11 protein-coding genes are annotated in these 15,251 nt (G+C 38.0%); 7 read left to right on the forward strand and 4 right to left on the reverse strand.

All coding sequences use genetic code 11. The features are described from left to right. Nucleotides 1-77 precede the first annotated feature (77 nt). Nucleotides 78-3,161 carry an efflux RND transporter permease subunit gene (locus H0184_RS17445; RefSeq protein ID WP_221827304.1) on the forward strand — a complete coding sequence of 1,028 codons (3,084 nt, stop codon included), beginning with the start codon at nt 78-80 and terminating at the stop codon, nt 3,159-3,161. 65 nt (nt 3,162-3,226) lie between these two features. On the opposite strand, the gene H0184_RS17450 is transcribed toward H0184_RS17445, so the two are convergent. The 3 genes from H0184_RS17450 to H0184_RS17460 all read right to left on the reverse strand — a co-directional run bounded on the left by H0184_RS17450 (nt 3,227) and on the right by H0184_RS17460 (nt 6,136). Then, on the reverse strand, nt 3,227-4,423 hold the full coding sequence (locus H0184_RS17450) for a nucleoside transporter C-terminal domain-containing protein (protein ID WP_221827305.1): 1,197 nt from the start codon (nt 4,421-4,423) through the stop codon (nt 3,227-3,229). A gap of 423 nt (nt 4,424-4,846) precedes the next feature. Beyond that, on the reverse strand, nt 4,847-5,371 hold the full coding sequence (locus tag H0184_RS17455; RefSeq protein ID WP_221827306.1) for a YehS family protein: 525 nt from the start codon (nt 5,369-5,371) through the stop codon (nt 4,847-4,849). 57 nt (nt 5,372-5,428) lie between these two features. Next, on the reverse strand, nt 5,429-6,136 hold the full coding sequence (locus H0184_RS17460) for a M48 family metallopeptidase (RefSeq protein ID WP_221827307.1): 708 nt from the start codon (nt 6,134-6,136) through the stop codon (nt 5,429-5,431). Between the two features lie 193 nt (nt 6,137-6,329). Between H0184_RS17460 and H0184_RS17465 the strand changes: the two genes are divergently transcribed. Beyond that, nucleotides 6,330-8,633 carry an N-acetylmuramoyl-L-alanine amidase gene (locus H0184_RS17465; RefSeq protein ID WP_221827308.1) on the forward strand — a complete coding sequence of 768 codons (2,304 nt, stop codon included), beginning with the start codon at nt 6,330-6,332 and terminating at the stop codon, nt 8,631-8,633. Between the two features lie 82 nt (nt 8,634-8,715). On the opposite strand, the gene H0184_RS17470 is transcribed toward H0184_RS17465, so the two are convergent. Next, nucleotides 8,716-10,392 (reverse strand): M4 family metallopeptidase, encoded by a 1,677-nt coding sequence (locus H0184_RS17470; RefSeq protein WP_221827398.1) that lies wholly within the window; start codon nt 10,390-10,392, stop codon nt 8,716-8,718. Between the two features lie 405 nt (nt 10,393-10,797). Between H0184_RS17470 and H0184_RS17475 the strand changes: the two genes are divergently transcribed. The 5 genes from H0184_RS17475 to phoU all read left to right on the forward strand — a co-directional run bounded on the left by H0184_RS17475 (nt 10,798) and on the right by phoU (nt 15,081). Next, on the forward strand, nt 10,798-11,637 hold the full coding sequence (locus H0184_RS17475) for a phosphate ABC transporter substrate-binding protein (protein ID WP_221827309.1): 840 nt from the start codon (nt 10,798-10,800) through the stop codon (nt 11,635-11,637). A gap of 63 nt (nt 11,638-11,700) precedes the next feature. Next, nucleotides 11,701-12,600: a phosphate ABC transporter permease subunit PstC gene (gene pstC / locus H0184_RS17480; RefSeq protein ID WP_260631648.1), complete on the forward strand. Its 900-nt coding sequence runs from the start codon at nt 11,701-11,703 to the stop codon at nt 12,598-12,600. Between the two features lies 1 nt (nt 12,601). Continuing rightward, nucleotides 12,602-13,426 (forward strand): phosphate ABC transporter permease PstA, encoded by an 825-nt coding sequence (gene pstA / locus H0184_RS17485; protein WP_221827311.1) that lies wholly within the window; start codon nt 12,602-12,604, stop codon nt 13,424-13,426. Nucleotides 13,427-13,588: 162 nt separating this feature from the next. Then, a complete protein-coding gene (pstB, locus tag H0184_RS17490) occupies nt 13,589-14,401 on the forward strand; it encodes a phosphate ABC transporter ATP-binding protein PstB (protein WP_221827312.1) in 813 nt (270 codons plus the stop codon). A 17-nt stretch (nt 14,402-14,418) separates the two neighbouring features. Beyond that, nucleotides 14,419-15,081, forward strand: a complete 663-nt coding sequence (gene phoU / locus H0184_RS17495) for a phosphate signaling complex protein PhoU (RefSeq protein WP_260631649.1) — start codon at nt 14,419-14,421, stop codon at nt 15,079-15,081. The last annotated feature ends 170 nt before the right edge of the window (nt 15,082-15,251 follow it).

The raw sequence follows: 15,251 nt of genomic DNA on the forward strand, positions 1-15,251 counted from the left end.
CAATCATTGACAGATGACTGGTTAGTCAGTATTATAAGTAAATGGGTTAGATAAGTCAATTAAGGGTAGGTGTAGGCGTGAAAGGTTTAGTCAACTTTGTACTAGGAAATAAACTAGCAGTTTGGTTACTTACGATTATTATTACGGTATCTGGTATTTATTCAGGTACAAGAATGAATATGGAGACAATCCCAGATATTTCAATTCCATACTTAATGGTAATGGACGTATATCCTGGTGCAACTCCAGAGCAAGTAATGGAGGATGTCTCCAAACCTTTAGAGAAAGCGATAGAAAACCTAAAGGGTGTAAAATCGGTTTATTCCAATTCAAATGCTAACATGTCAAGTATTCAAGTAGAATATGAATACGGTGAAGATATGGATGAGGCAAATCGTGCATTAAAATCTGCCTTAGAGGCAGTGAAGCTCCCAGAAAATGCACAAGAACCAATTATTACAGCAATTAGCATGAACATGATGCCAGTTGTTGCACTAAGCGTAAGTAGTACAGAAGAAGATATCGTTGAATTAACATCAACCGTAGAAGATATTATCCTTCCAAAAATCGAGAAGATTGACGGTGTTGCCTCAGCGACCATTACAGGGCAGCATATTGAAGAGGTTCAGCTTACGTATGACGAAGCTAAAATGGCTCAATATGGCTTAAAAGAAGATACTGTAAAACAAATGATACAGGCTAGTGACCTTGCTGTTTCATTAGGACTTTTTGAATTTGAAGAAGGCGAACAAGCGGTAGCAATAGATGGAAAGTTCATGACAGCTGATGAATTAAAAGAAATGCTGATTCCTGTAACCCCATCAGCCACACAGCCTTCACCTTTTGTGAAGCTTAGCGACATCGCTAAAATTGAAGTGGTTGGTAATGTACAATCTATTTCACGTACAAATGGTGAAGATGCAATTGCGATTCAAATTGTCAAAGGACAAGAAGCAAACACTGTGGATGTTGTAAACAGTGTGAAGGATTTAATTGAAGAAGAAGAGGAAAAAATTGATGGTCTTGTTATCGATGTATCACTCGACCAAGGCGAACCAATTGAAGAATCAGTTAAAACAATGGTTGAAAAAGCACTATTTGGCGGTTTAATTGCCGTATTAATTATTCTTTTATTCCTGCGTGATTTCAAATCAACTATTATTTCGATTGTATCAATTCCAGTTTCTATCTTCATGGCATTATTGCTTCTGAACTGGATGGAGATTACCCTCAATATTATGACGCTCGGTGCCGTTACGGTTGCCATCGGCCGTGTAATCGATGACTCAATCGTAGTAGTTGAAAATATTTATCGACGTCTTCATTTAAAAGAAGAAAAGTTATCAGGTCGTGCACTTGTTCGTGAAGCGACAATTGAAATGTTCAAACCAATCCTTTCATCAACTTTAGTAACGGTTGCAGTTTTTGCACCTCTTATCTTCGTTGGCGGTATGGTCGGTGAACTATTTATGCCGTTCGCATTAACGATGACATTTGCTCTTGGCGCTTCGTTAGTAGTTGCGATTACAATCGTACCTGCATTGTCTCACTTCTTATTTAAGAAGAAACTATACGGTGAGAAGACAGAGAGCAGCCATAAAGAAGTTGGTAAACTAGCGAACTGGTACAAAGGTGTACTTGGCTGGACGCTGAACCATAAAGTGGTTACATCCATTATCGCGGTTGTATTGTTAGCATGCAGTTTGGCTTTAACACCATTAATCGGTTTTAGCTTTATGGGCAGTGAAGAAGAAAAGGTAATGTACTTAACGTACACACCAAAGGCTGGCGAGTTAAAGGATGAAACGTTAGAAAATGTTGCAGCCGTAGAAGAGGAAATGCTTAAACGTAAGGATATCGACATTGTTCAGGTATCTGTAACCGAAAGTGGAGATCCAATGGCGGCGATGATGGGCGGCGGCGGCGATGGTGCGTTAATGTACCTAATCTTTGATCCAGATATGGAAAACTTCCCGGAAGCTCGCGAGGAAATTGAAGAATATGTGTTTAATATTGGTCAGTCCGGCGAATGGAAGAGCCAAAACTTCTCAGCTATGTCGATGTCTACCAATGAAGTCAGCTACACGTTCTACAGTGAAGATTTAGATAAATTAAACGAAGCTGTAAAAATGGTAGAAGGCGTTATGAGTAAAAATGACCGCTTAGAAGATGTTTCTTCAAGCGCTGAGGAAGCATACGTTGAATATACATTCAAAGTAGAACAAGACGAATTGCTGCAGTATGGTTTAACAACTGGTCAAATCGTAATGATGTTAAACCCAAATAAAACGCAAGATGTATTAACAACGGTTGAAAAGGACGGCAACGAATTAGAAGTAATCGTTCAGCAGGAACAAGCTGCACAGCCAAAATCAATTGACGATATTTTAGCAACACAAGTACCTACAGCTCTTGGTACAACAATGCCTCTTTCTGAACTGGTAACAGTTGAAAAAGGCACAACACTAAATACCCTTGCACGCAGTAAAGGTGAATACTATGCAACTGTTTCAGGAACGATCCTTGATGAGGATATTTCTAAAGCAACAGCTAAGGTAGATAAAGATATCAATAAGTTAGATTTACCGAAGGGCGTTACCATTGGCGTTGCCGGTGTACAGGCAGATATGACAGAGACATTCACACAGCTTGGTATGGCGATGCTTGCAGCGATTGCGATTGTATACTTTATCCTAGTTGTAACCTTCCGTGAAGGTGTCGCACCGTTTGCTATCCTATTCTCATTACCATTTGCCGTAATTGGTTCATTTGTTGGTTTATTAATCGCAGGCGAAACCATTTCTGTATCTGTCATGATGGGATTATTGATGTTAATTGGTATTGTTGTGACGAATGCGATTGTATTAGTAGACCGGATTATTCATATGGAACGTGATGGTATGACGATGCGTGAAGCAGTACTAGAAGCGGGTGCAACTCGTCTGCGTCCAATCTTAATGACAGCTATCGCAACGATCGGTGCGTTAATTCCACTTGCAATCGGATCAGGCGGCGGCGGTTTAATCTCGAAAGGTCTAGGTATTACCGTAATTGGCGGATTAACAAGTTCAACGTTATTAACGTTAATTATTGTCCCAATTGTTTATGAAGTATTATCTAAGATGTTCAAGAAAAACCGTAAAGATATTATAGAAGACTAATTGTTGAAGTCCTGTAAGGTGACAAAGTCACTTTTCAGGGCTTTTTTTTGCTGTAATATGTTTTCTTAATTCCAAACAAATAACCCAACAATCATCGCACTTAACAATGAAACAGCAATCCCGCTGACAAGAAGCTTCCATACGTTCTTACCAATGATTGCGGATTTCCCCTCTCCTAGGACTGAATTAAACGTTCCATATATCATCCCCACCGTACTAAAATTCGCAAATGATGTTAAAAATGTCGTTGCAACCGCAACCGTATGTGGCGCCAGTGTATCTAATTGCTTTTTCAGGTCCATCATCGCAACAAATTCATTCGTTGCTAATTTTATTCCCATTAACTGCGCTACATAAAGGGCATCCTTTACTGGCAAGCCAAGTAAAAAAGCAAATGGACTAAAGATATACGAGAAGATTTTTTGGATGGTTAGTCCATGTATTATAACTCCTAATATTCCATTAAGCGCAGCTGTCAATGCTACGTATCCTATTACCATCGCTAAAATAACAATGACCATATTCATACCCACTAACATACTGTTAGAAATCGTGGAGAAAAAGTCCTTTTTCTCCGATTTTGGCGGCTCGTAAATAATATCTTCCTCTTTTGGCACTGTGATTGGATTTAAAATGCTGACTACTATAAGAGCATTTAAACAGTTTAAGGGAATAGCGCTAAAAACATAGGTTGCAGGAACCATCGATAAATACGCGCCTATAATCGAACCGCTAATACTGCTCATACTCATAATTCCAAAGGTAAGTAACCGATAATCCTTTAAAACAGACAGTTGATTACGAATGACAGCTAACGCTTCCGTGTTTCCTAAGAACATCATTTGAATAGAGAAAAAGCTTTCTAACTTGGGCATTTTTGAAACCTTAGAAATAAGCCAACCCACTTTATCAATGATCCACGTTAAAATACCAAAATAAGATAAAATATCAAAAAACGTCACAATAAAGATAATCGGCAACAGAGCACTAAAGAAAAAATCGATAGTCTCATTTGCCATGGCACTTGGGAACACAAACGCAATCCCTTCACTTGCACAGGCAATTAACCAAGTAAAGAAAGCAGCAATTTGATTAATCAGCCAGCTTCCAATATCAGTCCCCAACATAAACCAGGTAATAAGCAATTCAACCACAACAAGTGAGACAATCGCTTTCCATTTAACTGCTTTCTTTTGTGGAGAACATAAAAATACGACTCCCATCACAACAAAAAATCCTATAAGATTAATTAAAAAATACATTACAGCAACTCCTAGATGTTTAATTCACAATCAAAAAGCCCTTCTTCTCATTATTCCCAACAAAAGGGTAAAGAATGAATAGAAGAGCTTCTACAGAGTTCTTGATACAAAAAAAGCTTTATAAAATGGGCTAGACGACAACTACTGACAATATTTATTTTAATCAGACGTTTGATTAGATTGGTTCGACCCCTTTTAATAAATGAACTTTTAATTATTTTCAGGGAAATTTTTGTCGTAAATATTGTCTCGTTTTCGCTAAAAATCTGCAGTGGCAGTCAAATAAAATAAGGTAATACAAACTGAGACAATTTTTTACATATTAATATGTTAATCAAACGTTTGATTAGCAGGGGCTAAACCCCTTCAAAATAAGTTTTTTTAGAAACAAAAAAAGCGCTAATCTATTTAGCGCTAATCCTCTTATCCTCTATATTTAATAGCTAGTCCTTTTAAGAAATTTCTAGCGTATTTATCAAGGCACTGCTTATAATTCTTATGACCTTCTTTTCTTAATAGTGCGCTTAATTCACCTTTAGTTACCGTAATTCCTGCTCTTTCAAAGATATCGAGCATATCTTCACTAGTTAACGCCAATGCGATCTTCACTTTTTTTAATAGCTGGTTATTAATACTTTCTCTACTCTTTGAAGGTACAGGTGATTCAGGTTGTCCTGGCTTTGGTTCTTGTCTGCCTCTCTTAAAAGTAATAAAGCCATTTAAAAATGACTCTAACATATTATTTGTGCAATTTATATGTTCCTCATCTTCCGCTATATCCTCTTCATAATAATCTTCGTCATCGTAATTATCCGTTGGTTTTGTAAGGATTTTAAGCACTTCATCCTTCGTTACTTCAGTGCCGCCTAATTTAAATATCTCAACCATATCACTATTTTTTATATCTAGCGCATACCTTAATCGAATTAATATATCATTATTCTCCATTTATAAACCTCCATTATGATTTCTATATGTATAGCACAAGTATATCCGTTTGCAATATCAGACAGTCATTTTCCAACTGGATAGTGCCAGCCAGTTTTCCTGCTGCTTATAATCGGGAAGTATTTTACCAACAAGCCTCCAAAAGGAACGATCATGATTCAAGTGAACCATATGGCACATTTCATGAACGACTACATAGTCAATCACCTGCTGTGGCGCCATCGCCAATCTCCAATTAAAGGTTAACTGCTGCTTTGAATCACAGGTTCCCCAGTTCGTCTTATTATCAGTTATCTTGATTGACCGAGGCTTTGATTTAAAGTTGCTTTGGTAAGACCTTATACTCCTCTCGACTAACATCTTACACTGCTGATAGTAAAAACGCTTTAATGCTTGTCTTATTTTTTCCTCTTCAAGCTGTTTCACAAAAATATGTAACTTATCTTCTGCAAACACTGCATAGTCTTGCTCAATAGTAGTATCTTTCGATATTTGAATAGGATATTCTTTTCCTAAATAAAGAAAGCTCTCTCCATGATCATAGGTCTTCACCTTTGATCCCAGGGTTCTATCCTTCATTTCTTTACGTTTTTCCTGGATCCACTCCCATTTTTCCTCTAAAGCCAAAATGACTTGTTCATCGGAAATTCCTTTTGGAGCCTGAACTTCAACATTTCCATAAAGGTCTATAGAAATGCTCATCGATGTACGCTTTTTATATTTTATCTCAAAACGAATGGTCTCACCTAAATAATTATGAATCATGTCATCACCTCTACTGTTCAACCAATCACAGCTAAAAAAAATTAGAGCGGAAATACTAATTCTACTCTAACCATTTAAAGCTTGTAAACATACATACTCCAGGAATATTTCTTATTTTTTTTTAACTAGAAGAATAGTATTATAGAATTGTCTTATTTTAGAAAAATTAATAGCTTACTAGGAAGGAGCAGAAATGAAAATTAACAAAAACACAGTGGGATTTATTTTGGCAGGAATCCTGCTTCTGTTGTATCTGAAATTTCCACTGCCCGCCTCAGCGGAAATAAATACTGCTATAGGGTATATGGATAGGCCGATTTCTAGCTCATCACTTTATGGGACACAAGAAATTTATGGTTGGTTTTTAGATGAAAGCGAAGTTGCAAAAATTGAAGTGCTGGTAGATGGTGCAGTTGCCGGCCAGGCTGTCTATGGTGATGCGCGACCTGATGTTCAAAAGTTTTACCCTCAGTTCAAGAATGGTAACGCTGGATTTCATTATTCACTCGATACCACCAAATTCACTGACGGCAAACATACTGTTACCATCAAGGAAACAGGTAAAAATGGCCATGTAACTACATTGCCCGCTAGTACAATAATGATTGAAAATTCCTTAGGATTTTTGGACAAGCCAGCATCGGGTTCAACAATGAGCGGGACTCAAAACGTTTATGGATGGTTTTTGGATGCCGGCAAAGTAGCAAAAATTGAAGTATTAGTAGATGATACAGTGGTCGGCCAGGCTTTCTACGGTGATGATAGACCCGATGTCCGAAAGTTTTACCCTCAGTTCAAGAATGGAAAGGCTGGTTTTCACTTTTCCCTTGATACAACCAAATTCACTGACGGCAAACATACGGTGACGATTAAAGAAACTAGTTCGAATGGTCATGTAACTACTTTACCTGCTAGAAACATTACCATTGAAAATGCATTAGGGTTCATGGATAGACCGGCTTCTGGCTCATCTATAAACGGGACTCAAAACGTTTATGGATGGTTTTTGGATCAAAGCGGAGTGGGAAATATCGAGGTTTTGGTTGATGGTATAGTTGTCGGTCAAGCAGTCTACGGTTTTAAGAGACCTGATGTCCAAAAGTTCTACCCTCAATTTAAAAATGGGAAATCAGGGTATCAATATGCACTCGATACAACGAAATTCACTGATGGCAGGCATACTGTTGCAATCAGGGAAACAGGTAAGAATGGTCGTGTGACAACATTACCTGCTAGTACGATAAATATTGATAATGCATTAGGATTTTTAGATAAGCCATCTTCTGGCTCATTAATAAACGGAACCCAAAATGTCTATGGATGGTTTTTGGATCAAAGCGGAGTGGCGAAAATAGAAATTTTGGTTGACGGAGCAGTGGTTGGCCATGCTGACTACGGTGACGCCCGACCTGATGTCCAAAGGTTTTATCCTCAGTTTAAAAATGGCAAATCTGGTTATCACTATGCCCTTGATACAACCAAATTCTCTGACGGTCAACATACAATTACGATAAGGGAAATGGGTAGGAACGGTCAAGTCACAACATTATCGGATCGTACTGTTACGATTCAAAATGCATTGGGATTTTTGGATTCCCCGAAACCAGGAACAAGCATCAGAGGGAAACAAAAGGTTTATGGCTGGATTCTTGATAATCACGGAGTTGAAAAAGTAGAAGTATTAGTCGACAATGTGGTGGTTGGTCAAGCATTCTATGGTGATACGCGGTCAGATGTCCAAAGGTTTTATCCTCAATTTCATAATGGGAAGGCTGGATTCCATTATGAACTCGATACAACCAAGTTCCCGGATGGCCAACATACTATTACAGTCAGAGAAACCAGTAAGAACGGTCATGTTACAATATTGCCTGCAAGTACTGTCACGTTCAATCAATCCTCCAAAACGGTATTTTTAGATCCTGGACATGGTGGATCTGATCCTGGTGCAACAGCTGGCGGTTATAAAGAAGCTGACTTAAATTTGTCAGTTGCTAAAAAAGTACAAGCTATATTATTGAACCGCGGGTATACAGTGTATATGGCGCGTACTGCCAACACCTACCTATCATTGCTAGATCGTTCTAAAATGGCAAATGATTTAAAGACCGATATTTATGTTAGTATTCATACAAACTCTACAGCAGGCGGAGAAACTTCTGTCAATGGTATTGAGTCATACTATTATAAATATTTTCCAGAATATCCTTCAAAAATCAATGAGGATATGCATGATGATCCTGACAGAATTCTAAGGAGTGTAACACTTACTAATTTAATTCAGGAAAATTTGCTAGATTATACAGGTGCAAATGATCGTGGAACAGCTGGGGACACCTTTTCAGTTTTACGTGAGTCTGCCATGCCTGCGACATTAACTGAAATTGGTTTTATTAACAATTCAAGTGAACGGAAGAAGTTAATAACTGATTCTTATCAAAACCTATTAGCAAGGGCAATAGCTGATGGAATTGATCAATACTTTAAAATTTACTAATTTAATTATTAGTGCAATCATTAAATTCAGGACTAGAAATCATAGTAGATTTCTAGTCCTTTTTTTATAAGCAGGTCTTGCTTTAATAGATTCCTACTGAATCAAATCCAGAATTTGCTGCAGCCACTTCCTCGCTGCCTTCACCATAAAGATCAATTGCAGACTGAACAACAGCCTGACGGGCATCGCTAAAATCGGAATTAGGAGTTAAATAAACCGTTAGTGCACGGTAGTATATCTGCCCTAATTTTTCCCTGCCAATTTCTTGAGCTATCAAGTATGCAGCATGGTTTGTAATGGAAGAGTTAACATGGACACCACCGCCATCCACAGAAGTCGGCATATAGTAAAACTCGTCCATATGGTCTGGATAGACACCGCCATTTGTGCTATAGGACCTTCTTTGCTCGTTGCTGACAACAACACTGTTTGGACTACTTAAGCTTCGCAATACAGTGACACCGTCGGCTTTAGCAGCAGGTGCCATAATATCCTCACCCATTTCCCAATCACTGTCGTCAACGAGCGCACCAAATACATCAGCAAACGATTCGTTCAGCGCTCCGGATTGATTACGGTATACTAGGTTTGCAGAGTTAGTGATAACGCCATGAGTCATTTCATGGGCAGCTACGTCAAGACCAGCGGATAGAGATGTCATGAATACACCATCACCATCACCATAGGTCATCCAACGGCCATTCCATGAAGCATTGTTATAATTGGTACCATAGTGAACTTTGGAAATGATTGCCATTCCTTCTCCATCCAGGGAATTGCGGTCATGCTCATTTAGAAAATACTCATATACCTTTTCGGAATTATAGTGTGCATCCACAAGCGCCCGGTCATAGTCACCGATAAATGCAGCTGAATTTCCTACATAGAGCGTATCATTACTAGAAGTGTTATCGTTTTTAGCATCGTACGTTACGATTCCTTCAAGGTTCTCATGTGAGTAATCGGCTAACGCAAACTTCGTACCAGAATTTGGTTCCTTTACTTGAGTAATATGTAATTCCCTATGCTCACCGTGTACACCTTTTCCAGCACCTTTTTGTGACTTCCCTTCTTCTGCATGCATTAAGCCATTGTACTTATCAATGACTTTTCCTGTCTTAGCATCGACAAAGACAAACCAGTTTCCAGGTTCCTCTCCCATGAAGTTAACGTTCACTTTATAGGCTGTATAATTTTCCCCTTCAATAGGAAGGACAACTAGCTCAGCAGTTGGTTCGTATGTCAGCTCTTCAGGTGCATTAACAGAGGATAATGCTGTCTTTAGTGCAGCATCACTGCTTAAAGAGGCAGACGTGTCAACTGATTGGTCAGCGATGGTCTGATTTACTCTTCCGTTGACGGAAACCACTTCATTATTTCCATTAAAGTGAACAACCACCTCTGCCCCTTCAACGTTTACTCCATTTACCGCCTGATTAAAACGAACATGCGTCATACCAAGTTTATCTTTTTGAACACTTTTCACTTTCAACTTCTTATCCGGATTATTAATTCCCGTTTTGTCTTCGTTCTTCTTCAAGTAATTTATTGCTTCAGAGGAAGTGCTGGCTGCATGTTTTTCTGCAAAGCGCTCCTTCACAAATAATGGAACACTCGCCTTTTCATTCCATACCTTTAAAGCTTGTACACTATTCGTAACCTTTGTATCAGTTGGCTGTGCAAAAACACTGCTAGCTGGGATAGAGCCTGCCAACATTGCAGTTGATAGAGCTACAGGTAAAATAAACTTTTTCTTCATCATTCTCTGCCTCCCTTTATTTCTATTATTTTCCACAAAATCATTATAGGTTAATAGAAATAAATTAGCATGAATAATTATAATTATTTTAATATTGCAAAAACAGGATGACGCAGTACCAATTGTTTAATTTATATAGGTATAATCTACCAATTTTAACTACCTTTACTCGTTACGAAAGTTAAGTATCGTTTTTTTATCATATATTATCAGTCGAAATAGCATATTAAGAACATTACATGTTACTAAAAAATAGTAGCGGGTGGAAAAATTTACATTATCTCAAAGACCAATTAATAAATTTTACAAAACCTTTACATTAAATCCAAAGTAACTTTACATATAGTGTTTATTATTTTACATGTCGAATAGAAAATCCAATCGATTATCTTGGAGGTTAAACATATGACGTTGAATAGAAAGACAATGCTGGGACTATTGGTACTATTCTTTACTGCCATTCTATCAGCATGCGGAAATAGCAGTGATGAAGGTGCAGACGCATCGAATAATGGTTCAGCCGTTACTGTTTCGGGATCTACGTCTGTAGGACCTCTAGCAGAAAAAATTGCAGAAAAGTTTAAAGAAGAAAGTAATGTAAAAGTTGAAATAAATCAAATTGGATCCTCTGCAGGAATTACCAACGCTATAAATGGAGTATCCGAAATCGGAATGTCTTCTCGTGATTTAAAAGAGGAAGAAAAAGCAAGCGGGCTAACGGAGACCATCATTGCTTATGATGGCATTGTAGTCGTAACACACCCCAGCAACAAAGTGAAAAACCTTACGATGGAACAAGTGAAGGCCGTTTTTACTGGTGAGGTTACAAATTGGAAAGAGTTGGGCGGCGCTGACATGGAAATTGTCGTTGTTTCCAGAGAGGATGGCTCAGGATCACGTGATGCCTTTCAAGAAATCGTAGGATATTCTTCAGGTGAATTAATAAGAAGTGCGATCATTGCGAGTGGTAACGGAAATATCAAAACGACGGTCGCAACCAATAAGCATGCGGTAGGGTTTATCTCATTCGAATATATTGATTCTTCCATATCCACTGTTGATATCAATGGAGTGGAAGCGACAGCAGAGAATGTATTGCAGCAAAAATACAGCCTGTCACGTCCATTTTTATTTGTCCACAAAGAGGATCAAATAACTGATGGTGGAAAACAGTTTATCGACTATATTTTAAGTCCAGATGGACAATCCATTGTTGAAGAAACTGGAGCGATTCCAATTAAATAACCACAAATACTACTGATTCACCAAAGGATCAGCAAGTGAAATAGAGTTTATGGAGGAATGCGTATGCCACGGCAGCCCGAAGAGGTAATGAAATCAAATAAGAGGAAGTACATGTTAGAGAAGCTGTCATCAAGATTATTTCAGTTTTGTGCACTCCTTTCAGTTATTAGTTTACTATTAATCGTTGGATTTGTATTTTATAAAGGATCTCTGCCATTTGTAGCGGAAGGTTATAGTTTTTTTGACTTTCTATTTGGAGTAGATTGGGTGCCAAGTGAAGAGAAATTTGGCATATTGCCAATGATTGTAGCATCCATTTATTCAACCATTGGGGCATTAATAATTGGAGTTCCAATAGGTTTGTTTACAGCTATTTTTCTTGCTGAAATAGCACCCAAAAGGGTAGCTAAATTCATTTCTCCAGCTGTACAGCTGTTAGCTGGAATTCCGTCCGTTTTATATGGTGTATTTGGACTGGCACTTATTGTTCCATTTTTACAAAATCAATTAAACCTGGCAAAAGGGCAAAGCTTAATTGCAGTAATCCTTGTTTTAGCAATCATGATGCTTCCTACCATTGTAACGGTTGCGGAAACTGCGATTCGTGCAGTTCCCAAAACATATCGTGAAGGTTCATTGGCACTAGGTGCTTCTGAAATAGAAACAATCTTTAAAGTCGTTGTCCCATCAGCTAAGTCAGGGATCATGGCCGCAATTGTTTTAGGACTAGGCAGAGCGATTGGTGAAACAATGGCTGTTATCTTGGTAGCCGGTAATAGTCTTATTCTGCCAACAAGCCTTACAGACAGTGTACGTCCATTAACGACAAATATTGCGTTAGAAATGGGTTATGCCTTCGGAACTCACCAGGAGATGTTATTTGCTACAGGGATTGTTTTATTCTCGTTTATCTTAATCTTAAACTTTGTATTAGCAAAGATCAGTTCGAAGGGTGGTAAGTAAGTTGAGAAAGCAGAAAGATAAATTGTACCGTGGACTTCTTTGGGGTTCGGCTTTCTTGACCGTTGCCGTACTCGTCATGATCGTTGGCTATATCTTTTTCAAGGGTTATCGTTTAATCAGCTTCGAATTTATCTTTGGTGACTATTCCCCTTCTGGCGGCGGTGGAATTTGGCCGATGATTATTACGACCATTTATACCATTGTTATTTCATTACTCATCGCAACACCAATTGGAATTTGTGCCGCGGTATATATGCAAGAATATGCAAAACAAGGCCGATTGGTAAATCTCATTCGTTTTGCAACCGAAAGCCTAACAGGAATCCCATCTATTATTTATGGATTATTTGGAGCAGTATTCTTCGTGACAACGTTGAAATTGGGTATGTCCATTATCGCAGCTTCTTTAACATTAACCATTATCGTTTTACCTGTAATAATCCGAACGACAGAAGAATCGCTTAAAACAGTTCCTCACTCCTATCGTGAGGGGTCATTAGCATTGGGAACAACCAAGCTGCAAACTTTATATAAAGTCATTTTGCCAAGTGCAATGCCTGGTATCTTATCTGGTATTATCCTTTCGATTGGAAGAATTGTTGGTGAGTCCGCTGCGATATTTTTAACAGCAGGAACAGTTGCAGCTATGCCTTCAAGCATCTTCTCATCAGCACGAACATTAACGGTTCATTCCTTTTTAGTGACACAGGAATCAGGTGACATTGAATTAGCTTCAGCAGTTGGAATTGTCTTAATCGTAATTATCCTAGCGTTGAATCTATCGGCAACGTTTATCTCGAAAAAATTAAATAAAGCTGATTATTAGAGCTCTTTTCTTAAACTTTGCTGCTTATTGGAACAAATATTAATAAGAAAAGAGCAACCCAACTAAATTTATAAGCGTTAAATAAATTTTGCCAAGTTAAAATCGGCTTTAGGATTTTAACATCAATGTTACGGAAATAGTTTATTAAAATGAGGTGCTGACATGAGTGCAAAAGATATTAAATTAAGGGTAAATAATTCAACACTGTTGCAGGAAGCAAATAAAGAAGTAAAGATTAGTGTAAGAAATCTTGATTTGTTCTATGGAGAAAAGCAGGCGCTTTACTCCGTATCACTTGATATCCATGAAAATGAGGTTACTGCTCTAATAGGTCCATCTGGTTGTGGTAAATCCACCTTCCTGCGTACATTAAACCGAATGAACGATTTAATTGATGGCGTAAAAATTACCGGCAATATTACGATTGATCATGAGGATATATACAAAACCACTGATGTGATTAAATTAAGAACCAAAGTAGGGATGGTTTTTCAGAAGGCAAATTTATTCCCAATGAGTATTTATGATAATGTGGCATATGGTCCAAGAATGCAGGGAATTAAAAATAAAAAAGAACTAAATGAAATTGTTGAAAATAGTTTACGCGGTGCGGCCATTTGGGATGAAGTAAAGGATCGTCTAAAAACATCTGCACTTGGCCTATCCGGCGGTCAACAGCAGCGTATTTGTATCGCACGTGCTATTGCAATGAAGCCTGATATCATTCTAATGGATGAGCCTACTTCCGCATTGGATCCTATCTCTACTTTAAAAGTAGAAGAATTGATAGAAAATATGAAGAAGGATTATACCATTGTCATCGTTACCCATAATATGCAGCAAGCAGCAAGAGTCTCAGATAAGACAGCATTTTTCCTAAGTGGTGAAGTGGTCGAATATGATGTAACAAGTAAGATCTTTTCGATGCCGCATGACCAGAGAACAGAAGATTATATTACTGGCAGATTCGGTTAATTTAGGAGGGTCATAAAATGATGGTGGTTCGTGAAAGCTTTGATAATAAATTACAGGAACTACAGGAAAAAATGAAAACAATGTCCGACTTGGCTGGTGCATCCCTTGAAAGAGCATTTGAAGCCTTTCAAGCAAAAGATGTGGAATTAGCATTAAAAGTAATAGAAGAAGATGAAGTTGTGGATGACCTTGAAATTGAAATTAATCATTTTATTATATGGCTTATGGCGAAGGAGCAGCCTGTCGCTAGAGACTTACGCAAAATCATCGGAGCTTTAAAAATCAGTTCAGAAATCGAGCGAATTGCAGATTTCGGGGTTAATATTGCCAAATCAACTATTAGAATCGGGAATTCCAATTCTTTAGTCGACATCACAAATCTTGAGAAGATGAAGGATATCTCCATTACGATGCTTCAAAAGGGGCTAGATTCCTTTATTAATGGAGATATCAAGCTCGCCAAAGAGATTGGCGAATTAGATGACGAAGTTGATAACTATAGTGATGAAACCTATAAAACCCTCACGAGTTATTTAAAAGAGCACCCTGAAGAAACAGATCACTTGGTACAACTATTATTGATTAATCGCTATCTAGAACGAACCGCTGACCATATTACAAATATTGCGGAAAGTGCAGCCTATTTAATAAAAGGTCAAATGTATGATTTGAATTCATAAAGAAGATGGAGGCTTCCTCGTAAGGAAGCCTCTTAAATTTTTCACCTTTCATAAGTTGCGGATGGCGGACTTTTAGTTGCGTACAAGTGTTTTTAAGTCTATATAGTAGGTCCGGTGCCAATAGGTTCCCTGACTTTTTAAGTCCATGCCTTGTAATATTCGGTGTGCAG

The sequence above is a fragment of the Neobacillus niacini genome (assembly GCF_019749295.1).
Lineage (GTDB): Bacteria > Bacillota > Bacilli > Bacillales > Cytobacillaceae > Neobacillus > Neobacillus niacini_D.

Excerpts from the sequence above, each read along its gene's own strand:
- H0184_RS17465 (WP_221827308.1), top strand. The coding sequence starts at position 6,330 with ATGAAAATTAACAAAAACACAGTGGGATTTATTTTGGCAGGAATCCTG.
- H0184_RS17475 (WP_221827309.1), top strand. The coding sequence starts at position 10,798 with ATGACGTTGAATAGAAAGACAATGCTGGGACTATTGGTACTATTCTTT.
- H0184_RS17455 (WP_221827306.1), bottom strand. The coding sequence starts at position 5,371 with ATGGAGAATAATGATATATTAATTCGATTAAGGTATGCGCTAGATATA.
- H0184_RS17470 (WP_221827398.1), bottom strand. The coding sequence starts at position 10,392 with ATGAAGAAAAAGTTTATTTTACCTGTAGCTCTATCAACTGCAATGTTG.
- H0184_RS17460 (WP_221827307.1), bottom strand. The coding sequence starts at position 6,136 with ATGATTCATAATTATTTAGGTGAGACCATTCGTTTTGAGATAAAATAT.
- pstB (WP_221827312.1), top strand. The coding sequence starts at position 13,589 with ATGAGTGCAAAAGATATTAAATTAAGGGTAAATAATTCAACACTGTTG.
- phoU (WP_260631649.1), top strand. The coding sequence starts at position 14,419 with ATGATGGTGGTTCGTGAAAGCTTTGATAATAAATTACAGGAACTACAG.
- pstC (WP_260631648.1), top strand. The coding sequence starts at position 11,701 with ATGCCACGGCAGCCCGAAGAGGTAATGAAATCAAATAAGAGGAAGTAC.
- H0184_RS17450 (WP_221827305.1), bottom strand. The coding sequence starts at position 4,423 with ATGTATTTTTTAATTAATCTTATAGGATTTTTTGTTGTGATGGGAGTC.